Annotated in this window: 16 protein-coding genes and 1 tRNA gene; 7 read left to right on the forward strand and 10 right to left on the reverse strand. The window is 65.9% G+C overall.

All coding sequences use genetic code 11. The features are described 5' to 3' along the window. Positions 1–45: 45 nt before the first annotated feature. Positions 46–1,572, reverse strand: a complete 1,527-nt coding sequence (locus OKW52_RS03850) for an ABC transporter substrate-binding protein (RefSeq protein WP_264504531.1) — start codon at positions 1,570–1,572, stop codon at positions 46–48. Positions 1,573–1,922: 350 nt separating this feature from the next. On the opposite strand from OKW52_RS03850, the gene OKW52_RS03855 reads away from it, so the two are divergent. Continuing rightward, on the forward strand, positions 1,923–3,020 hold the full coding sequence (locus OKW52_RS03855; RefSeq protein WP_264504532.1) for a MarR family winged helix-turn-helix transcriptional regulator: 1,098 nt from the start codon (positions 1,923–1,925) through the stop codon (positions 3,018–3,020). Here the strand turns inward: OKW52_RS03855 and OKW52_RS03860 are convergent. The 7 genes from OKW52_RS03860 to OKW52_RS03890 all read right to left on the reverse strand — a co-directional run bounded on the left by OKW52_RS03860 (position 3,017) and on the right by OKW52_RS03890 (position 10,625). Continuing rightward, on the reverse strand, positions 3,017–4,006 hold the full coding sequence (locus tag OKW52_RS03860) for an ABC transporter ATP-binding protein (RefSeq protein ID WP_264504533.1): 990 nt from the start codon (positions 4,004–4,006) through the stop codon (positions 3,017–3,019). The two genes, OKW52_RS03855 and OKW52_RS03860, sit on opposite strands and share 4 nt — an antisense overlap. After that, entirely contained in the window at positions 4,003–4,998 is a 996-nt protein-coding gene (locus OKW52_RS03865) for an ABC transporter ATP-binding protein (protein WP_264504534.1), read from the reverse strand. The genes OKW52_RS03860 and OKW52_RS03865 overlap by 4 nt, the downstream gene beginning before the upstream one ends. After that, positions 4,995–5,912 carry an ABC transporter permease gene (locus tag OKW52_RS03870; protein WP_264504535.1) on the reverse strand — a complete coding sequence of 306 codons (918 nt, stop codon included), beginning with the start codon at positions 5,910–5,912 and terminating at the stop codon, positions 4,995–4,997. Before OKW52_RS03870 ends, OKW52_RS03865 begins: the two co-directional genes overlap by 4 nt. A gap of 5 nt (positions 5,913–5,917) precedes the next feature. Continuing rightward, complete coding sequence (locus OKW52_RS03875) at positions 5,918–6,811, reverse strand: ABC transporter permease (RefSeq protein WP_264504536.1); 894 nt, start codon at positions 6,809–6,811, stop codon at positions 5,918–5,920. A gap of 94 nt (positions 6,812–6,905) precedes the next feature. Next, entirely contained in the window at positions 6,906–8,510 is a 1,605-nt protein-coding gene (locus OKW52_RS03880; RefSeq protein ID WP_264504537.1) for a GMC family oxidoreductase, read from the reverse strand. A gap of 4 nt (positions 8,511–8,514) precedes the next feature. After that, entirely contained in the window at positions 8,515–9,012 is a 498-nt protein-coding gene (locus tag OKW52_RS03885) for a DUF3237 domain-containing protein (protein ID WP_264504538.1), read from the reverse strand. Positions 9,013–9,086: 74 nt separating this feature from the next. Next, positions 9,087–10,625 (reverse strand): ABC transporter substrate-binding protein, encoded by a 1,539-nt coding sequence (locus tag OKW52_RS03890; protein ID WP_164736624.1) that lies wholly within the window; start codon positions 10,623–10,625, stop codon positions 9,087–9,089. Between the two features lie 273 nt (positions 10,626–10,898). Between OKW52_RS03890 and OKW52_RS03895 the strand changes: the two genes are divergently transcribed. Beyond that, positions 10,899–12,488, forward strand: a complete 1,590-nt coding sequence (locus tag OKW52_RS03895; RefSeq protein WP_264504539.1) for an FAD-dependent monooxygenase — start codon at positions 10,899–10,901, stop codon at positions 12,486–12,488. Between the two features lie 14 nt (positions 12,489–12,502). On the opposite strand, the gene OKW52_RS03900 is transcribed toward OKW52_RS03895, so the two are convergent. After that, positions 12,503–13,975, reverse strand: coding sequence for a LysR family transcriptional regulator (locus OKW52_RS03900; protein WP_264504540.1), 1,473 nt, complete (start codon positions 13,973–13,975; stop codon positions 12,503–12,505). A 151-nt stretch (positions 13,976–14,126) separates the two neighbouring features. Here OKW52_RS03900 and OKW52_RS03905 point away from each other — a divergent pair, with 151 nt between their 5' ends. The 5 genes from OKW52_RS03905 to OKW52_RS03925 are packed head-to-tail and all read left to right on the forward strand — an operon-like array spanning position 14,127 to position 19,930. After that, entirely contained in the window at positions 14,127–16,268 is a 2,142-nt protein-coding gene (locus OKW52_RS03905; RefSeq protein ID WP_264504541.1) for a TonB-dependent receptor domain-containing protein, read from the forward strand. A 29-nt stretch (positions 16,269–16,297) separates the two neighbouring features. Continuing rightward, a complete protein-coding gene (locus tag OKW52_RS03910) occupies positions 16,298–17,197 on the forward strand; it encodes a siderophore ABC transporter substrate-binding protein (RefSeq protein WP_264504542.1) in 900 nt (299 codons plus the stop codon). Between the two features lie 12 nt (positions 17,198–17,209). Continuing rightward, positions 17,210–18,223 carry an ABC transporter permease gene (locus tag OKW52_RS03915; RefSeq protein ID WP_264504543.1) on the forward strand — a complete coding sequence of 338 codons (1,014 nt, stop codon included), beginning with the start codon at positions 17,210–17,212 and terminating at the stop codon, positions 18,221–18,223. After that, entirely contained in the window at positions 18,213–19,181 is a 969-nt protein-coding gene (locus OKW52_RS03920) for an iron chelate uptake ABC transporter family permease subunit (protein ID WP_264504544.1), read from the forward strand. Before OKW52_RS03915 ends, OKW52_RS03920 begins: the two co-directional genes overlap by 11 nt. Then, on the forward strand, positions 19,178–19,930 hold the full coding sequence (locus OKW52_RS03925) for an iron ABC transporter ATP-binding protein (RefSeq protein WP_264504545.1): 753 nt from the start codon (positions 19,178–19,180) through the stop codon (positions 19,928–19,930). The genes OKW52_RS03920 and OKW52_RS03925 overlap by 4 nt, the downstream gene beginning before the upstream one ends. 341 nt (positions 19,931–20,271) lie before the next feature. On the opposite strand, the gene OKW52_RS03930 is transcribed toward OKW52_RS03925, so the two are convergent. Next, positions 20,272–20,346 (reverse strand) — tRNA-Phe (locus tag OKW52_RS03930). Between the last annotated feature and the right edge of the window lie 117 nt (positions 20,347–20,463).

Consider the following 20,463-nt stretch of genomic DNA (forward strand, 5'->3'; position numbering starts at 1 on the left):
CGTCATGGCAAGGGGGGCGCCGGGACAGGCCCGGCGCCCGCCAGATCAGTCGTCGAGCGTCACTTCAGAGATCATCGCGCGGACCAGATGGCGCGGCGGCGGGTTGTAGTGGACCCCGTCGCGCATGGCGTAGACGGCCATGTTGTTCCACAGCGAGATCTGCGGCACGTCGTCGTGCAGGATGCGCGTTGCCTCAACCACCAGCGGGCCGCGAACCTCGGGATCAACGGTCTGGACGGCCTGGGCCACCAGCGCGTCAAACGCCTCGTTACGGTATTGCGAGAACGGCGAGGCGGACCAATAGGTGAAGGCCAGTGCGATGGTCGGGTCGAAATATTCGGCCATCGGGGTGGGCGTGATGCCGACCCAATCCTCGGTCGTCGGGTTCGCCGTCGCGGCGCGCAGACGGCCGACGAAATCGGGCACGTCCAGACTGGAGACCTGCGTGTTGATGCCGACCTGTTGCAGATACAGCGCCACCGCCTCGGCCGTTTCGCGCAGGCCCGAGTTCTCGCCGTGCCACCAGATCAGCGGCATGTCAAAGCCGTTGGGGTAGCCCGCATCGGCCAGCAACTGCCGCGACAGCGCCGGATCGTAGCTGTAGTTTTCCAGCGTCTCGTCGTAGCCGACTTCGCCGGGCGCAAAGCGCGCGTGGCGACCGGGAACGCCGTGGAACAGCCCCTCGACGATGCCATCGGCATCAATCGCATGGGCAACCGCCAGCCGCACACGCACGTCATGCCACGGCACATCGGGGTTATTGAGGGTGAATTGCACCGAAACCGTCGGTGTGACCGCGATTTGTGCGGTGGTGAAGCCGTCGGCTTCAAGGCGGTCGCGCTCCATGAACGGCACGTTCAGGATCAGGTCAGCCTCGCCAGCGCGCAGCATGGCGACGCGGGTGCTGTCCTCACTGGCGAAAACGAAGCGCAAGTTCTTCACATCAGGCTCACCGCCCCAGTAGTCGGGGTTGGCCTCAAGGATCATTTCCTGCGCCGGGGTGTAGCTGACAAAGCGGTAGGGGCCGGTCCCGTTGGGATGCGAGACGAACTCGTCCTCACCCACGCGGTCGAAATAGGCCTTGGACACGATCGACAGGTTGCGCGGCGGCAGGAAGGTGACGTCGGCCGAGGTGAAGACCATGCGCACGGTCATGTCATCGACGCGCTCGATATGGTCGAAATTGCGCAGGCGCGACTGGTAGATACGCGAGCGTTCCGCCGTGCGTTCGTGGCTGAAAATGATGTCATCGGCGGTCAGCGGATCGCCGGAATGGAAGGTCACGCCTTCGCGCAAGCGGAGCGTCAGGATGCGGCCCTCGTCCGAGTATTCGAACGACAGGACGCCGGGCACCAGATTGCCCTGGGCATCCAGACCGACCATCGGTTCAATGATGTTTTCCATCACCGGGCGCGAGATGACGGTGTTGACCGAAATCGTCGGGTCCAGCGTGTCGGGCTGGTGGTTGATCGCCACGACGAACATGTCGTCCGAGGCAAGAGCGGGGGCAAAGCTGGCGGCCGTGAGGCCAAGTGCCATCGCCACCGCAGAGGCGGTGCGTCTCACTGTCATGGTGTTCCTCCCATTCGCTGATCGTGCGACGCAAGGGTCTCCCGCCCCCTGTTCTGCCGCCGCAAGGGCCGGATCTCTGCGACGCGTTGCACCACAGACCGGCCTTATTCGTCATATGTCTGATGGATTAGTGAGTCAAGAAATGAATATACGGGACCCGTATTTGTTCCTGCCCGCGATCCAGCGGCAGATACGGCCCTTTGCCGCGCTGCAGCGCCGTTGCCCTCAAGGCCACAGGCGACGACAAAGCGCCCGAGGCAGGAGCTTTAGCCTTGCCATAGGGGGGCAAATCCGCCAATCGACAGAGAAATCATCAGATGACACTGCGCGTGGAATGATCAGGGCCCGGGATGAACGCAACTGCCAAAGCCGACACGCTGCTTGCGGCGCTGACCCAAGAGCCGGTCGATGCCGAAGCGCAGCGCATCGCGGCCACGCTGGATACGTTCTATACGCGACCCGGCTACATGATCCGGCGCGCGCATCAGATCTCGAACGCGTCGTTCGTCGAGGATCTGGGATCGCTGGGCATCACGCCGACGCAGATGTCCTCGCTGGTGGTTGTCTGCGATTGCCCCGGCATTGATCAGATCACCCTTGCGCGGCGTATCGGCGTGGACCGCACCACCGCGTCCATGGTGGTCAACGGTCTGGCACAGCACGGTTTTCTGCGCTGCGAACGCTCTGCCCGCGATGCCCGCCGCAATGAGGTGACAGCGACCCGCGCGGGAATGGCCTGTACCCAGCTGGCGCGCGATTTCGCGATGACTAACAAGGGCAAGCTGCTGCACGCCTTCACGCCCCAGGATGAGGCGACGCTGCAATCGCTGCTCAAGCGGCTGATCGATACGGTGCCCGCCTCGCCGCCTGAATGGATCCGCCCGGACGGCACCGTGCAGTTCGGCACCGAAGACGCCTTTGCCGAGGATTTTCCGGGGCATTTCGGTCTGTATACCGCCTTTGGTTTTCTGCTGCGGCGGGCGCATCAGACGCTGGAGGCCGCGTTCATCGACTGCTGCCAGCCGGTCAATCTGACCCCGCGCCGCTACGGCGTGCTGCGCGTGGTCGAGGTGGCCGAGCCGCTGGAGCAGATCGCGCTGGCCCGCTGGCTGGCGCTGGATGGCTCGACCGCCGCGTCGGTGGTGACCGAGCTGGTGCGCCGGGGACATCTGGATCGCACACCGCATCCCAGCGACCGCCGCCGCCGTTTGCTGCAGCTTACGGATGAAGGCCGGACGCTGGTGGAAACCGCGCTGCCACTGGCGCGCGAGGCCAGTCTGCGGGCGCTGGCGGTGCTGGGCGACGATGCCGCCGAGTTTGGCCGGTTGATGCAGCTGTTTCTGGTGTCCAACGATTCGCTGAGCCGCGTGGCGAGCGAGCGCGCCGTCACCCAGCGCGCCGCCCAATTCTTGCAAGACGGCCTCGCGCCGTCCGCCGACCCGCGTTAAGCCGCGACGCTTTGCGTCAGCGCGTGGCAGGTGGCCACGGACCCGTCCGGTCCCGGCACGCTGGGCGGCGCGACCTGACGGCAGACATCCATCGCCAGCGGGCAACGCGGGTGGAAATGGCAGCCTTTGGGCGGGTTGAGCGGTGACGGCACCTCGCCCTCGATCTTGCGGTGTTCGGTCTTGGCCGGCCCCGGATTGACCTTGAGCGCCGACGCAAACAGCGCCTTGGTATAGGGGTGACGCGGGTTGTCGGCGATCTGCCGCGCCGGGCCCTGTTCGACGATGCGGCCCAGATACATCACCGCGATCCAGTCGCACATGCTGGCGACCAGCTCCAGATGGTGCGAGATCATGAAATAGGCCAGCCCGAGTTCATCCTGCAGATCCGCCAGCAGGTTCAGGATCTGCGCGCGCACGGAAACATCCAGCGCCGAGACTGGCTCATCGAGGATCAACAGACGCGGGTTCAGCGCCAGAGCGCGGGCGATGGCGATCCGCTGGCGCTGACCGCCGGAAAACTCGTGCGGCCCCTGCTGCGCCATGCGCGGGCTCAGGTTGACCAGTTCCAGCAGTTCGGCAACCCGGCGATCCATCTCGGCCGTGGAGAAACGGCCGGTGGCGATCATCGGCTCGGCGATGATCTCGCGCACTTTCATGCGCGGGTTGAGCGAGCCATAGGGGTCTTGAAACACCGTCTGGATATTGCTGCGATACGCGTTCAGATCGGCACCGGTCGCCTGATGCACCGGCTTGCCGTCGAACAGGATCTCGCCCTCGGTCGGCTCCATCAGCCGCAAGAGCAGCCGCGCGGTGGTGGATTTGCCACAACCACTTTCGCCAACCAGACCAAAGGTTTGTCCGGCGCGCACTTGCAGATTGATGCCATCCACCGAGCGGATCACGCTTTTCGAGCGTGCAAAGGGCAGTCCCTTGCGAAAGAAGAAATGCTTGCTCAGGTTGCGGGTTTCCAACAACAGATCACTCATGCCGGGATCTCCTCGCTGCGCCAGCAGGCGGCGCTGTGGTCCGGGGTCAGGGCGCGGCGCGGCGGGGCTTCGGCCCGGCACCGTGGTTGCACCATCGGGCAGCGCTGCGCAAAGGCGCAGCCCGGCGGCAGGTCGGCCAGATCGGGGGGCGAGCCGTCGATAGTGGGCAGCCGGTTGCCCCCTTCGGGCGCACCCGAGGAATGCATCAGCGCGCGGGTATAGGGATGCGCCGGGCGGTCGAAGATCTGGCGCACCGGGCCCATTTCCACCACTTCACCGGCATACATCACCATGATGTCGTCGCAGATATGCGCGGCCACGCCGAAGTCATGGGTGATCAGCAGGATCGAGATGCCTAGCCGGTCGCGCAGACCTGCCAGCAGATCCAGCACCTGCACCTGAATCGTCGGGTCCAGCGCCGTTGTCGGCTCATCGGCGATCAAAAGCGCCGGGTTCAGCGCAATCGCAATCGCCGCTACCACACGCTGCAACATGCCGCCGCTCATCTCGTGCGGGTACTGGTCCAGCCGGTCCTCGGGCGAGGGGATGCCGACCGAAGTCAGCAGCTCGACCGCGCGGGCGTGGCGCTCGGCTTTGCTCATCCGGGCGTGCATGCGCAGCGCCTCGTCGATCTGGTCGCCCACGGTATAGAGCGGGTCGAGAGAGACCGACGGATCTTGCAGGATCATGCCAATCGCGCGACCGCGCAAGCTGCGCATCGCGCGCGGCGATTTGGTCAGCAGGTCTTCGCCCTGAAACATCACCCGTCCGCCGGTCACCTTGGCGGCACGCGGCAGCAGGCGCATCACCGACAGCGCGGTCATGCTTTTGCCGCTGCCGCTTTCCCCGATGACGCCCATCACCCGGCCCTTGCCGACCGAGAAACTGAGCCCCCGCGCCGCGCGCACCGTGCGGCCTTCGCGGCCTTCGATTTCCACCGAAAGGTCGGTCACATCCAGCAGCGGTTCGATTGTGGTCTGGTCAAAGCTCATGCGTAACGGATCCTCGGGTCAACGACGCAGAACAGCAGATCGACCGCCAGATTGAGCAGGATCAGCAGCGTCGCGATGAACAACACGCCAACCTGAATGACCGGATAGTCACGGCTGACGAAACTCTCGATCATCAGACTGCCCAGACCGGGCCAGTTGAAGATCGTCTCGGTGATGACCGCGCCGCCCATCAGGTTGCCCAGCTGCAAGCCGCACAGCGCGATCACCGGGATCAGCGCGTTGCGCAGGGCGTGACGCCACAGGATGGTGCTTTCGGGCACGCCCTTGATGCGCAGGAACTTGACGTATTCGCTTTCAATCGTCTCAAGGATCGACGAGCGCGTCATGCGCAGGATGCCCGACAGCGGGAACGTGGCCAGCGTGACGGCAGGCATGATCAGCGACAGAAACCCGCTGCGGCCCGAGGTCGGCAGCCAGCCCAGCGTCACGGCAAACACGAGGATCGCCATAATCGCGATCCAGAAACCCGGCATGGATTGCAGCATGATCGCCACCACGCGGATCACCCGGTCAAACAGGCTGCCGCGCCAATAGGCGGACAGCATGCCCAGCGTGACACCCAGCACCAGTGCCAGCCCAAAGGCCGACAGCGTCAGCTCCAGCGTGGCGGGCAGGCGTTGCAGGATCACTTCGATGGCGGGGCGCTGATAGCGCAACGAGGTGCCGAAATCGCCGCTGAGCATGCCCATGAGGAACTGCCAGAACTGCACGATGACCGGCTGATCCAGCCCGTGCTGGGCGCGGAAGGCGGCGATCATCTCGTCCGTGGCATCCTGCGGCAGCATGAGCAGCGTCACATCGCCCGAGGCGCGCGCGGCGACGAAGATCAGCAGCAGCACGCCAAAGATGGTGATCGCCGCCAGCCCCAGCCGTTTGAGAATATAGTTCAGCATGGCGCTTACCGTTTCTTCAGTTTCGGGTCGAAATAATCGCGCAGCCAGTCGCCCAGCAGGTTGGCCCCCAGCGCCGTCAGCGCGATGGCCAGACCGGCGAAGGTGGGGATCCACCAGGCAGTCGACAGATACGTGCGCCCATCGGCCACCAAGAGGCCCCAGGCCGAGGCGGGCGGCTGGATGCCCAGACCGATGAAGGTGATCGCAGCCTCGATCACCAGCGACGCGCCGAATTGCAGCGTCATCAGCACGATACAGGTGGGCGCGAGGTTGGGCAGCAAGTGGCGCAGGAAGATCCGCAGGTCGCTGACATTGGCGACCTTGGCCAGTTGCACGTAGCCCGCGCGCTTCAGCGCCAGTGTCTCGCCGCGGATGACCCGCGCGTAATCGGCCCAGAACACCAGAATGATCGAGATCAGGATCGTCGCCAGACCACCGCCTAGCGCCGCGCCGATCAGGATGGTCAGCAACACCGGCGGGATCGACATTTTCACATCGACGATGCGCATCAGGATCATGTCGATGACGCCGCCGTAATAGCCCGCCATCATGCCGACCGCCGTGCCGATCACCGCCGCGACAGACACACTGACAGTCGAGACGATCAGCGCGATCCGCGCGCCCTCGATCAACCGGCTGAACAGGTCGCGGCCGAACTGGTCGGTGCCCAGCACATAGGCCCAGTTGCCGCCCTCAAGCCATGGCGGCGGCAGCAGACGGATGCCAAAGCTGATGCCCAAGGGGTCATGTGGCCAGATCCACGGCCCAAACAGGCCGCAGATCACCATGGGGGCGAGCAGCAGCACTGGGATGATCGGCAGGCCGAACAGCGTGGTCAGCCGCCGCTTGGCGCGCCGCAATGTGGGCGAGGTGAGGGGCGGGGCGTCCGTGGTGGTCACCGTGCGTCTCCTGAGGTCGGGGCGCCGGTCCCAAGGGGGCCGTATAGCGCGAGGTCGTCATAGGACGAAAGGAAGGGCAAAGCGGGCGGGCGCATCACGCCGCGCCCTTGATCAGATCGGCGGCTTTTTCACCGATCATCAGCACTGCCGCGTTGATGTTCGAGCCGGGGATCGTCGGCATGATCGACGCATCGGCGACGCGCAGCCCCGCAACGCCGCGCACGCGCAGATCGGGGGTCAGCACGGCGGCGTCATCGACACCCATGCGGCAGGTGCCTGCCGGGTGTTGGGTGACCCCGGCTTGGGCGCGGATCGCCGCGTCAATCTCGGCGTCGGTTTGCAGCGGCGCGCCCGGTTGCAATTCATGCGCCATCAGCGCGGCTTGGGTCGGCATGCCGTAGACATGCCGCGCGGCCTGCAGGCCGCGGCGCAGGGTGGCGACGTCTTCATCATCGCCGAGCAGGTTCAGGAAAACCTTGGGCGCATCGGTGATGCTGGCTGAACGCAGCTCCATATGTCCCCGGCTCTTGGGGTGCAGCAGGCAGATCGACGCATAAAAGGCGTGCGGGGGTGGCGGGGTAAGGCCGGGGAACCACAGATCGGCGCGGATCGCGACCGGGCTGGACAGGATCTGGATGTCGGGCCGGTCCACGCCCTCGGTCACGCGCAACTGGGCCGAGCCGGAACAGACGTGGCTGGAAAACGGCCCCGTCCCGCTGACCCACCAGCGCAGCGCCGACAGCGCGGCGCGGTCCCAGCGCAGCTGGCGCGAGAAGGTCTCGGGCCGCGCGGCCTGATAAACCAGATCGAGGCGCGGGTGTTCGAGCAGGTCTTGCCCCACGCGGGCCAGATCAGCGCGCACGGGGATGCCGTGTTCGCGCAGGTGGGCCTCGGGCCCAAGGCCCGAGAGCATCATCAGTTGCGGGGTGTTATAGGCACCGGCGGACAGGATCACCTCGCCCGCCGTGATCTCATGCACCGCGCCGCCATGGCGGACCACAACGCCGCTGACCCGCTCGCTCGCGAAGAGCAGGCGTTCGGTCAGCGCGCGGGTCAGGATCACCAGATTGGGCCGCGCGCGGACCTCTGCCGTCAGATAGGCCCGCGCGGCTGAGGCGCGGCGACCGCGTTTGTCGACGGTGATCTGGCCGGGGCCGAAGCCCTCCTGATCCTCGCCATCGTAATCCTCGGTCAACGGATAGCCCGCGTCGGCATAGGCTTGCCGCAGTTCCTCCTCGAACAGCCCGACATTGCGGATGCGGCTCAGCTGCACCGGACCATCCCCGCCATGATACGGGCCTTCGCCGCGCCACGAGGTTTCCGAGCGTTTGAAATAGGGCAGCACATCGTCATAACCCCAGCCCGAACAGCCCAGATCGCGCCATTCGTCATAATCGCCACGATGGCCGCGAATGTGGAACATGCCGTTGATCGACGACGAGCCGCCGATCACCCGCCCGCGCGGAATCGGCACGCGGCGGTTGCCGGTCTGTGCTTCGGGTTCGGACCAATAGGGCCAGGTGAAACGCGGCGTGCGAAGGGCCTTCATGAAACCCAGCGGCATGCGCAGATAAGGGTGCGTGTCGCCACCGCCCGCTTCCAGCAGCAAGACCCGCACGCGCGGGTCTTCGCTTAGGCGGCGGGCCAGCACGCAGCCCGCAGTCCCGGCACCGACGATGATATAATCGTAATCGGCCATGGGATCAGAGAACTTTGTAATACCAAAGATGCAGGATCTCGGGGTGACGCTCGCCAAAGCCCACAAAGACGTTGCGCGTCAGCCAGTCGTATTTGCCGATCGGCGCTTCCAGTACCGAATAGGTGCGGAAATAATACTGGCTGGCGTCGATCACCTCACCTTTCAGGTTGTCGCGCAGGGCCTTGGGGATCACCCGGTAGCCGGTGTTGCGGATGTTCACCAAGGTGCCGTCATCCGTCTCGAACGAATAGCGCGCGTCGATGCTGTCAACGCCGTCAGGGCGCACCAGCGGCCATTCGGTGCCACCCGGCAGGATCTCACCGCGGATCGCGGGGCCTTCGACGGTGCCGCCGCCGACGGTCATGATCAACCGCGTGCCCGAACCGTGCAGATTGCCCAAAGCGCGGGCGGGGTTGACGATCACCTTGGTCGCAAAGGCGAATTCCAGCTGAGGGGTCATGGTTTTGAGCCAGATCGGCTCGGCGCTGGACAGGTCGGTCATGGGAATGTTCCGCGTTTCAGGTCTTGGGGAGCGGCGGGCCGTTGTGGCCCGCCGCCAATCGCTCAGTCAGTCACTCAGTCAAAGCTGACATCGCGCAGCTGCACCACCGGGAACCAGCGCTGCGTCGGGGTAAACTCGACCCCTTCGGCCTGCGCATAGACGGCGACGAAGTTCCACAGCGGCACCAGCGCCGCATCCTCGTACATCAGCGCGAAGATCTGCTGCAGCACGGGGCCGCGCTCGGCCGGGTCCAGCAGCGTGTTGGCCTGCGCGATCAGCGTATCGACATCGGCGTTGCGGTAGGGCGCAAAGGGCGAGCGGCCATAAAAGGCAACCGTCAGCGCCTCGATCGGGTCGCTCTGGTTGGCCCAGGGCATCGCGCTGATGCCAACGTAAACGCCGTCCTCAGAGCCGGAAACCTCCCGCAGCATGCCAAGGAACTGCGAGGCCTCCAGCGTCTGCACATCGGCGTTGATGCCGACCTGTTGCAGATAGAGAACCACCGCTTCCGCCGTTTCGCGCAGACCGGCAAAGGCCCCGCCCCAGATGTAGAACGGCATGTCGAAGCCATTGGGATAGCCCGCATCCGCCAGCAGTTGCCGCGCATGGGCCGGGTCATAGGCGCGGAACTCAAGCGCGGGATCATAGCCCAGCTCGCCTTCGGTCACGGCCTCGGACACTGCAGGCACGCCCTGCAGCAAGCCGCCGATGATCGCTTCGCGGTCGATGGCATAGGCAAAGGCCTGACGCACGCGCGGGTCATGCCACGGCACATCGGGATTGGTGGTCTGGAACTGGATGCCGACGGTCGGGTGGGCGTTCAGGAACTCCAGCCCGAAACCCGCGCTGCGCAGGGATTCCACGTCCGTGTAGGGCACGTCCATGGTCATGCCGACTTCGCCGGTCTGCAGCTGCGCCAGACGGGTCGAGGCCTCGCGCACAAAGCGGAACGTGGCGTTTTCGACCTGCACGGCGTCGCCCCAGTAGCCGTCAAAGCGGCGCAGGACCATGTTGGAGCCGGGCGTGTAGCTGACGAATTCATAGGGGCCGGTGCCAACCGGGTGGCGGGTGAATTCCTCTTCGCCCACGCGGTCGAAATAGGCTTTCGACGCAATCGAAAACCCGCGCGCGGGCAAGAGCCCGGCGTCGGGCCGGCTGAAGACCATCCGCACGGTATAGGGATCGACGATCTCAAGATGATCGACGTTGCGCGCCCGGCGCGCATATTGCGGCGCGCGTTCGGTCATGCGTTCGTGGCTGAAGACCACATCCTCGGCGGTGAACGGGTCGCCCGAGTGGAAGACCACGTCTTGCCGCAGGTGGAAGGTGATCATCATCCCGTCGGGTGACGCTTCGAATGAGGCCAGCCCCGGCACAACTTCGCCGTCGGTCGTGGTGCGCCACAGGCCTTCGGTGATGTTCTCCAGCGTGATCCGACCACCCGGCGCGTGCGAGGTTGAGGTCAGGTCCAGCGTGTCGGGCTCTTCGGCCACGGCCACGATGAAATTGTCGGGCGTGGCCTGCGCCTGTGCGGCGCGGGTTGCCGGCACGATACCAAGGGCCAAAGCCAGCGCAAGCGCCGTCAGCCCCGTCAGGGGTCTCACAATCGTCATATATCCTCCCTCTGGCCCGAGGCTCTGGGCGCACAGCCTCCGCTCTGCGTGAGTCGCCCGCCTCATTGGCCGTTGCCTTGTTTCAGCCCCTTCAAGCTACGCAAGAATTCTGGGGTGTTCAAACAAAATAGTCATACCACATACGATTTTTCTTCTCCCCCTTGAGTCTCCTTGTATATTCGGCATCCTGAGATAGAGAATCTGGGTTGGAAAGCCGCCGTTTTCTCAAACTGCAAGATTTTGACCCCTGAATAGCCGCGAATCGGAGCCCTCATGACACCCACAAGCCCCCAAGCCCAGATCTTTGATGTGGTGATCAACGGCGGCGGTCCCGTCGGCATGGGGCTGGCCATCGAGCTGGGCCTGCGCGGCGTTTCGGTCTGCGTGGTCGAGCGCCACGCCACGCCACAACCGATCCCCAAGGGCCAGAACCTGACCCAGCGCACGGTCGAGCATTTCCACTTCTGGGGCTGCGAGCAGGCGCTGCACGAGGCGCATCCGATCCCCAAGGACAGCGGCATCGGCGGGATCACCTGCTATGGGTCACTGACCGGGGACTATCAGCACGACTGGCTGGAACGTTCAAAGCTGCGCGACTTCTACTACAGCCGCAACGCCCGCCTGCCGCAATACGCGACCGAAGCGGTGCTGCGCGCCCGTGCGGCGCAGATCGACACGATCACCCTGCGCTATGGCTGGACCGGCACCGGGGTGGAACAGGACGCCGACAGCGCGACGCTGCATATCGAGGAAAAGGATGGCCCCGGGCGCGACAGCGTGCGTGGCCGCTATCTGGTCGGCTGCGATGGCAGTCACTCGATGGTGCGGCAGGCGGCGGGGATCACCCAGTCGCAGCAGGAACACCGCAAGCTGATGTCGCTGGTGGTGTTCACCTCGGAAGAGCTGGACACGCTGCTCAAGCGCTATCCGGGCAAGGCGTTCTACAATGTGCTGAACCCGAAATATGACGGCTACTGGCTGTTCTTTGGCCGCGTCGATCACGGCACCAGCTGGTTCTTCCACGCCCCGGTGCCGCTGGGCACCACCGCCGAGAATTTCGACTTCCCCGCCTTCCTGCACGAGGCCGCAGGCCAGCCTTTTGATCTGTCCATCGACTATGTCGGATTCTGGGATCTGCGCTTCACGCTGGCCGATCAGTACCGTCAGGGCCGCGTGTTCCTGGCGGGCGACGCGGCGCATTCGCACCCGCCTTACGGGGGCTTCGGCATCAACTCGGGGCTGGAGGATTCGGTCAACCTGGGCTGGAAACTGGCCGCGATGGTGCAGGGCTGGGGCACCGAAGCGCTGCTCGACAGCTATCACACCGAACGGCACGGGGTCTTCGCCTCGACCATCGAGGACTTCATCGCCAATTACATCCGCGAGGACCGCAGCTTTCTGTCCACCTATGCGCCCGATCAGGACCGCACCGCGTTCGAAACGGCATGGCAGGCGCGCAGCGAGGATGACAGCGACGTGCGCCTCTTTGCCCCCAACTATGCCGGATCGCCTGTGGTGGGGGTCAGCGCGGGCGCGCCCTCGGCCACCGGCGGGCACGAGGTTGCGGCGCGCGTCGGTCACCACCTGACGCCGCAGGCGCTGGCGGATGGTCGCAATGTGTTCGAGGCGCTGGGCGCCGATTACACCCTTCTGGCACTGAGTGGTGCCGCCGAGGCGCAGGTCACAGCCCTCGTCGATGCCGCCAAAGCTGCGGGTGTGCCGCTCATTGTCGTGCATGATACCGGCACCGCCGCCAAGACCTATGGCGCGCCGCTGGTGCTGGTCCGTCCCGATCAGTTCGTCGCCTGGGCGGGAACGAGCATCGACGCGCACCCCCTGATGCAACGCCTGCGCGGAGCCTGACGCCGGCCAAGAGCCTATAGGGCCGTGCGGCTGTCCCACAACCGCTGGGCCTGCGCCTGCGCCTGAAGGAAGGTGAGATCCGGCTGAAGCGCGATCAGCCCCAGCGCCGCGCTGTCGCGGATGGTGGCGGTGATCTCGACATCGCGCGCGCGACCCTGCCAGAGCGCCGCCAGCATCTCAGCCGGGCTGTACCCTTGTGGCAGCGGCTCGGGTGCTGCGGCAAGGGTTGGCGGGATGGTGAAAAGCGTCTCGCCCTCGGGGCCAGCCAGTGACAAGGGCATCCAGCGATGCGGCGTCGCCTGTGCCACGTCGCGCTGGCTGAGAACGGTCAACACCCGCCCCGCGCGCAGATGCTGCAAGGTCGACGCAAAAAGCCTGCCGCTGCCGGTGAAGGGCACGCCAGCCAGTGTCACCCCCAGCTTCAGCGGATCGAGCAGGCGCAGCCCGGTCTGCGCAATCGTTCGCATCCCCAGCACCGCGTACAGGTCGCCCAGCGCGGCCATTTGCGGCGCGGCCTGCTCGATGGTCAGATAGGCGATGCCCCGGTCGCGCAACAGTGCGGCAGCCTCGGGCAGGGTGGCGACCTGGGGGATGCGCAGGGCGTTGAGCAGGGCGGGCAGCGGTCCCTGTTCGGGCGTGTAGCCGTGCAGCAGCACCGGCGTGCCGGAATCAGCCAACAGCCGCGCTGCGGCAAGGAACCACGCGGGGCGGCGCTGCCGGGGTGAGGGGTGCACCGGCCAGTCAAGCGCGGGACGGTTGCCCACAGCCAACCCCTGATGCTGCGGCAGTGCGGCTCGTCCCGCCGCGACAAGGCCCGCCAGTTCAGGCCCGACCGCGCCGCGTTGCTGAATCCCCGCCAGCAGCGCGCCCACCTGCACCGGATCGGCCTCGCCGCGCAGCAGAATGCCAAAGGCGTCCTCGGCCTGCGCGAAACTCAGCGCTCCGGGTTGCCGAGACGACCCCGACAGCCGCGCGATATGGGCGGCGAGGCGGGTCTGCGGTGCGGCGTCCGCGCTGACGGCATCAAGCCGCGCCAGCAGGCCGTCAGGGTCGGGCATACCCTCGGGCCGCGCCTGTGGCGAGATATCGAGCACAACCCGCTGGCGCGTCCTTGGCGGCAGCAAGGGCGAAGGAGCGTCGCCTGCGGGCCATTCCAACGGATCGGCATCGCGCAGGGCCAGCAGCGCGCGCGCCTCAAGCGTGAGCGCCGCGACACGGCGTCGCAGCGTCCCGGCGAGCGGCGAGGGCACCATCCGCCGCCCCTCGCGCACAAGGATCGGGTCGTCATACTGCGCGCGCAGCTGTGCCAGAAGGCGGCTGACACCCGGAACCGAGAGGTCCAGCGCCTGGGCCGCGCCGGAAACCGATCCGGCTTTCAGCAAGGCATCCAGCACCACCAGCAGACGCAGGCCAGACAGGGCATCCGTCCGGGTTTCCGGTTCATTCCCAAGGGATTGTGCGGCGGTGACGGGGGGCGTCTTGTCCATCCGGCTCATGGCCGGATCGCCCGGCGCCTGACCGCAATCCGCCGTCTTTGCGATTTCCTGAACTTGGAATCATTCTCATTCATCGCGGTTGTGCCCCAGTCTTGATCCTATAGCTGACGGAAATAGTCAGCATTGCACGAAGGACAAGTAAATGTCACAGCACCGTCGGTCGACCCCCGATCAATCGCCCCGCCTTGAAGGCCGCCTCCAGCGGCTGACCCTGCGGGCCAGCTGCGGCGTCCTTGCACTTGGCGCGGCGCTGCCCACAGGTCTGTCGGCGCAGGCAACCAACGGCGACGTCCCGGTCGATCTGGGGCGTATCGTCGTCACGGCGGCGGGGTTCGAGCAGGCGATCGCCGATGCCCCGGCGTCGATCACCGTGATCTCGCGTGAGGATCTTGAGACCGGCGCCTACCGTGACCTGACCGACGCTCTGCGCGAAGTTCAGGGCCTTGTCACCACCGGCATCGCCAATGAACAGGACATCCAGATCCGTGGCCTGCCCGGCGGCTACACGCTGATGCTGATCGACGGCCGCCGCGTCTCGACCCGGGAATCGCGTCCGAACGGCGACTCGGGCTTTGAGCAACGCCACTTCCCGCCGCTCAACATGATCGAGCGGATCGAGGTGGTGCGCGGCCCGATGTCGTCGCTCTACGGCGCCGACGCGATGGGGGGCGTGGTCAATGTGATCACGCGGCCTGTGGCCTCGACCTGGTCGGGCAGCGTCACGACCGAAGGCACGGTGCAAGAGCACAACCAGTTCGGCAATTCCGCCGCGCTGTCCTTCGAGGCCAGCGGTCCGTTGATCGCCGACCGTCTGGGCGTGCAGATCTGGGGCCGGCTTTATCGCCGCAGCGAGGACACGCTGATCGGCGGCATCGAAGAGGCCGAGGATTCAAGCCTCGGCGTGCGGTTCAGCTTCACGCCGACGGATGACCATGAATTCACGCTCGAGGCCGGGCGCTCGCGTCTGGGGTCGACCGCGACCGCCGGTGGCACCATCGCCGCAGGCAGCAATGGCAGCCACCGCGAGAATGACCGCGATTACCTTGTGCTGGGCCATACCGGCCATTTCGGCGCGGCCGAAACCCAGCTGACCTTCCAGCACGAGGAAGCCGCGCGCTATACCTATGCGGACCCTGCGGCGACGCCCGGCTGGGTGCTGGACGAACGCATCCCGCGGTTGGCCAACACCACGCTGGACGGTCAGGTTACGCTGCCCTGGGCGCTGGGCGGCGAGCATCGGACGGTCATGGGCTTCCAGTACAGCCGTGCTCAGCTGACCGACCGGGGGTATGCCGCCACGGATCAGGACATGCAGGTCGAGCAATGGGCGCTCTTTGCCGAGGACGAGTGGCGCCTGTCTGACAGTTTCGCGCTGACCGGCGGTCTGCGCTATGACCACCATTCGATCTATGGCGGTCAGGTCAGCCCGCGCTTGTATGCCGTCTGGCACGCGACCGAGGCGCTGACCATCAAGGGCGGTGTCTCGACCGGGTTCACCGCGCCGGCCATCCGCCTGATCGCGCCGGGCTACTACTATCCGACCCAGCGCGGCGCGGGCGTGATTGCGCCCAACCCCGATCTGCAACCCGAGACCAGCACCAGTTTCGAGCTGGGCGGTATCTGGGAACGTGGCGGTCTGAGTTTCAGCGCGACGGGCTTTTACACCGATTTCCGCAGCAAGATCTCGAACATGAACACCGGGATGCTGGTGAACCCCGACACGGGCGCGATCATCGACCCCCTGGGCGGCGCGGCGTGCAATGCGACCGAGATCGCGGCCTACCCGGGGTATCGCTGTCTCTGGCAGGCTTTCAACATTGACGATGCGGTGGTGCAGGGGGTCGAACTGGCCTCGTCCTGGCAGATTGATGAAACCTGGGCGCTGCGCGGCAGCTACACGTTCACCGACAGCGAGCAACGCACCGGCGATTACGCGGGCTTCCCGCTGCAACGCACGCCGCGCCATCGCGCCACGCTGCGCGTCGACTGGGCGCCGATGGACAGCGCGCTCTCGCTCTGGGCGGCGGCCACCTATCATGGCGAAGAGATCGCCGCCGGCGCCCGGATTGGCACCAATGGCCGCCCGGTGTTGATCAACGGCGTCGCGGGCCGTGCCTACGATCCTTACACCACGGTGGACCTTGGCGGTTCGTATGCGCTGACCGACGCCGTCACGATGAATGCCGCCGTCTACAACCTGTTCGACGAGGTCGTCGAGGCCACCGACAGCAACACTGTGGGCGAGGGGCGGCGGTTCTGGCTGGGCCTGACCGCGCGCTTCTGATCCCCCTTTTGAACCGAAAGATGATGTCCATGGCTTTCTTGCACCGCAGCTTTGCCTTTGCCGCCGCCCTGACGCTGGTGACAGCACCAACGCTGGCCGAAACCGTGACCCATGCGCAGGGCACGACCGAGATCGAGGGCGTGCCGCAGACCGTGCTGGTCTACGATTCTGCAACGCTGGATAATCTCGATGCGCTGGAAGTGCCGGTTGCCGGTGCCCCGGCCGCCGCGCTGCCCGGCTATCTGTCGCAGTATGGCGCGCCGATCGGCACAATGTTCGAACCTGACTTCGAAGCGGTGAACGCGGCTGAACCCGACCTCGTGCTGGTCGGCGGACGCTCGGCTCCGCAGTATGCGGCCCTGTCGGCGATGGTGCCGACGCTGGACCTGACCGTCCCGCGTGAGGGGTATGTGGACGGTGTCGCGGCCAATCTGGCACTGCTGGGGCGGATCTTTGACCGTGACGCCCAGGCTGCCGCGCTGATCGAGGGGCTGCGCAGCTCGGTCGCCGCGCTGCACGCCGAGGCCGGCGATGCCGGACGGGTGCTGGTCGTGCTCACCACCGGTGGACGCATGAGCGCGCACGGTCCCGGCTCGCGCTTTGCGGTGATCTATGACGACTACGGCTTTACCCCGGCGGTCGAAGGTCTGGACATTGGCACGCATGGTCAGGCGATCTCGTTCGAATTTATCCGCGAGACGGACCCTGACTGGCTGTTCGTGGTCGACCGCGACGCGGCGATCGGGCGCGAGGGTCAATCGGCTGCCGCCTATCTGGACAACCCGCTGGTGCAATCGACCAGAGCCTGGCAGCAAGGGCAGGTGGTCTATCTTGATGCGCAGGCCTGGTACCTGATCGGCGGTGGTGTGCAGGCGATGCAGGCCAGCATTGCCCAGTTGCGCGACGCGCTGGCGCAGGCCGGAAACTGACGATCCGTAGTCATGCCTGAGCCCCGTTTGCCAAGGCCGCCATCCGCTCGCGCCGCGCTGGTGCGGCTGATCGTTCCGCTTGCTCTGGCGACGACGCTGGGGCTGGGGGTCGCCAGCCTGTTCGTTGGTGTCAGCGCCGTCAGCCCTGCGCTGATCTGGGCAGAGCGCGGCGCGGGCCCCGCCACCGAGGTGCTGCTCACCGCGCGCCTGCCCCGGACGCTGGCGCTGGCGCTGGCGGGCATGGGGCTGGCACTGGCCGGGCTGGTGCTGCAGGTGCTGGTGCGCAACCGCTTCGTCGAGCCCTCGACCGTCGGCACCACGGAATCCGCCTCGCTGGGGATCTTGATGGTGATGCTCTTCGCGCCCGGCATGCCGGTCGCCGGACGCATGGCAGTGGCGGCGTTCTGCGGGCTGGCGGGGACTATGCTGTTCCTGCTGCTTCTGCGCGCCGTGCCCCGGCGCTCGGCCCTGATGGTGCCGTTGCTGGGGCTGCTGTTGTCCGGGGTGATCGGCGCGGTGACGACGTTCATCGCCTATCGCACCGACATGCTGCAAAGCCTGGGCGCGTGGAGCACCGGTGATTTCTCCATGGTGCTGGCCGGGCGCTATGAGGGGCTGTGGATCGTGGCCATCCTCGCTGCGCTGACGGCCCTGTTCGCCGACCAGATCACCGTCGCCGGACTGGGACGTGACATGGCGACAGGGCTTGGGGTCAATCACCGCGCGGTGCGGGCGGCAGGGGTGCTGCTGGTGGCCCTGCTCAGTGCTGCGGTCATCGTGACCGTCGGCATGATCCCCTTTCTGGGGCTGGTCGTGCCCAATATCGTCAGCCTGCTTCTGGGCGACAATCTGCGCCGCACCCTGCCGGTCGTCTGCCTGTCGGGTGCGGCTTTGGTGATGGCCTGCGATATCGCCGGCCGGCTGGTCGTGCGCCCCTATGAAATGCCGATCGGACTGACCATGGGCATCGTCGGCAGCGGCCTGTTTCTGTGGCTGCTGACCCGGAGCCGCCGCCATGACGCCTGAGCAGCGCACCCGCGTCATCACACGCCGCCTGATCCTGCTGGTTGTGCTGGCCCTGCTGGCCGCAGCCGGGTTCATGTTGCTTCAGGCGCGGGGAAGCTGGGACTTCCTGCTGCCGTTTCGCGGGCGCAAACTGGCGGCGCTGGCCGTGGTTGCCGTGGCCGTGGCGCTGTCGACGGTGATTTTTCAGACCGTGACGCAGAACCGGATCCTGACACCGTCGATCATGGGGTTCGACGCTCTCTATGTTCTGATCCAGACACTGATGATCTGGGGCCTCGGTGCCGGGCGGGTGGCCGGGCTCGATGGTCGGCTGGTCTTCGCGCTGGAACTGGCGACGATGATCCTTTTTGCCCTGTTGCTGTTTCGCTGGATGTTCGGCCCGCGCAGTCAAGACCTGCATCGGCTGATGCTGGTGGGGATCGTGCTGGGCACGCTGTTTCGTGCCATTGCGGGCTTCTTGCAACGCATCATCGACCCCGACAGCTTTACCGTGTTGCAGGATCGGCTGTTCGCCAATTTCAACACGGTGGACCCCGGCCTGCTCAGCCTCTCGGCGCTGATGGTCGCGGGGCTGGCGCTGATCGTCTGGCGGCTGGTGCCCGAGCTGGACGTGCTGGCACTGGGGCGCGAGGCATCTATCGGTCTTGGCCTGCCGCAAGAGCGGCTGACGCGTGGACTGCTGGTTCTGGTCACGGTCCTTGTCGCGCTGTCGACGGCGCTGGTCGGGCCGATCACCTTCCTTGGCCTTCTGGTTGCCAACATCGCCTATCTGATCATGCCTACGGGGCGTCACGCCGTGGTCTTGCCCACTGCCGCGCTGGTGGCGCTGATCACGCTGATCGGCGGCCAGACGCTGCTCGAGCGCGTGCTGCAGTACGACAGCGCGCTGGCGGTGGTGGTGGAATTCGCCGGTGGCCTCGTCTTCATTCTTCTGGTCGTGAGAGGAGTCGCGAAATGATCGCGATCGAGAAAATCGAGCGGCGCTATGACGGCGTGCCGGTGCTGGCAGGCATTGATCTGCAGGTGCCGCAGGGCGGGCTCACCGCCCTCATCGGGCCGAACGGCGCGGGGAAATCGACGCTGCTGTCGGTGATGGGGCGGTTGCAGAAAGCGGATGCAGGCCGCGTCACGCTGGATGGCATGGACCTTGCAACGGCACCGGGGCGCGAGGTTGCCAAGCGGCTGGCGCTGTTGCGGCAAGACAACCACACCGCCGCCCGGTTGACGGTGCGCGATCTTGTGGCCTTCGGGCGCTATCCGCATTGTCGCGGAAATCCAGGCCCCGAGGATCACCGCCAGATTGCCCTCGCGCTCAGCACGCTGGGGCTGGAGCCGCTGGCCGACCGCTTTCTGGACCAGCTTTCCGGCGGGCAGCGGCAGCGGGCGCATATCGCCATGGTGCTGGCGCAGGACACCGACTGCATCCTGCTGGACGAGCCGCTCAACAATCTCGACATCAGCCATGCCGTGCGGATCATCACATTGGTACGCGAGGCGGCGCGCAGCCTTGGGAAGACGGTTGTCGTGGTGCTGCACGACATCAACATGGCGGCGGCGCATTGCGACCGGATCGTGGTGATGAAGGCCGGCCGCGTCCTGCGCCACGGCCCGCCTGAGGCAGTGATGGAGGACAGCTTTCTGTCCGAGGTCTACGAGACGCCGATCCGCGTTCACCAGCTGGATGGACGGCTGCTCGCGCTCTACTGACCTGCGGTTGTGGTCTTCCGGTTGCGTTGGGCGTGCAGCACCGGACGTCAGCAAGCGTCGCCTGAGTGCGCCCTGCAAGCGACCGCTTTTCGCGCAGTGACGCCCCGCCTCTATCGTTGGCATGCGGGATGTTTTGCGCGTGGCGTTTCCACGATCTGTCGTCCTGAAGACCCGGTTTCGAAACACGCCGCGCGGTTTCGCCGGGCAGGCAAGGCGTGTGGGATCCGGGCGGAAAACCAATGCGCGCAGAGGCGGTGCCATTGCTTCCGCGTAGGGCAATCGCACCGGATAAATACCCACGCCCATCGGGCAAGAGGCTAATGCTATCAAAGAGATGGAAATGGTGCCCAGGGGCGGATTTGAACCACCGACACGAGGATTTTCAATCCACTGCTCTACCCCTGAGCTACCCGGGCACGGGTGAAGGCATCTGCCTTCTGGGTGGCCGTTAATTAGGCGAGGGCGCGGGCGGTGTCCAGAGGGAATTTTGCACTTCCTGCGCCTTTGCCAAGATGTGATAGTAAACCTGTTCA

Origin of the sequence: Pararhodobacter zhoushanensis (assembly GCF_025949695.1) — a bacterium.
GTDB lineage: Bacteria > Pseudomonadota > Alphaproteobacteria > Rhodobacterales > Rhodobacteraceae > Pararhodobacter > Pararhodobacter zhoushanensis_A.

What these genes read in the sequence shown, in the direction of transcription:
- OKW52_RS03870 (WP_264504535.1), bottom strand. Translation starts at nt 5,912, where the DNA reads ATGCTGAACTATATTCTCAAACGGCTGGGGCTGGCGGCGATCACCATC.
- OKW52_RS03890 (WP_164736624.1), bottom strand. Translation starts at nt 10,625, where the DNA reads ATGACGATTGTGAGACCCCTGACGGGGCTGACGGCGCTTGCGCTGGCT.
- OKW52_RS03880 (WP_264504537.1), bottom strand. Translation starts at nt 8,510, where the DNA reads ATGGCCGATTACGATTATATCATCGTCGGTGCCGGGACTGCGGGCTGC.
- OKW52_RS03910 (WP_264504542.1), top strand. Translation starts at nt 16,298, where the DNA reads ATGGCTTTCTTGCACCGCAGCTTTGCCTTTGCCGCCGCCCTGACGCTG.
- OKW52_RS03925 (WP_264504545.1), top strand. Translation starts at nt 19,178, where the DNA reads ATGATCGCGATCGAGAAAATCGAGCGGCGCTATGACGGCGTGCCGGTG.
- OKW52_RS03885 (WP_264504538.1), bottom strand. Translation starts at nt 9,012, where the DNA reads ATGACCGACCTGTCCAGCGCCGAGCCGATCTGGCTCAAAACCATGACC.
- OKW52_RS03865 (WP_264504534.1), bottom strand. Translation starts at nt 4,998, where the DNA reads ATGAGCTTTGACCAGACCACAATCGAACCGCTGCTGGATGTGACCGAC.
- OKW52_RS03920 (WP_264504544.1), top strand. Translation starts at nt 18,213, where the DNA reads ATGACGCCTGAGCAGCGCACCCGCGTCATCACACGCCGCCTGATCCTG.
- OKW52_RS03900 (WP_264504540.1), bottom strand. Translation starts at nt 13,975, where the DNA reads ATGGACAAGACGCCCCCCGTCACCGCCGCACAATCCCTTGGGAATGAA.
- OKW52_RS03905 (WP_264504541.1), top strand. Translation starts at nt 14,127, where the DNA reads ATGTCACAGCACCGTCGGTCGACCCCCGATCAATCGCCCCGCCTTGAA.
- OKW52_RS03850 (WP_264504531.1), bottom strand. Translation starts at nt 1,572, where the DNA reads ATGACAGTGAGACGCACCGCCTCTGCGGTGGCGATGGCACTTGGCCTC.
- OKW52_RS03895 (WP_264504539.1), top strand. Translation starts at nt 10,899, where the DNA reads ATGACACCCACAAGCCCCCAAGCCCAGATCTTTGATGTGGTGATCAAC.
- OKW52_RS03915 (WP_264504543.1), top strand. Translation starts at nt 17,210, where the DNA reads ATGCCTGAGCCCCGTTTGCCAAGGCCGCCATCCGCTCGCGCCGCGCTG.
- OKW52_RS03855 (WP_264504532.1), top strand. Translation starts at nt 1,923, where the DNA reads ATGAACGCAACTGCCAAAGCCGACACGCTGCTTGCGGCGCTGACCCAA.
- OKW52_RS03860 (WP_264504533.1), bottom strand. Translation starts at nt 4,006, where the DNA reads ATGAGTGATCTGTTGTTGGAAACCCGCAACCTGAGCAAGCATTTCTTC.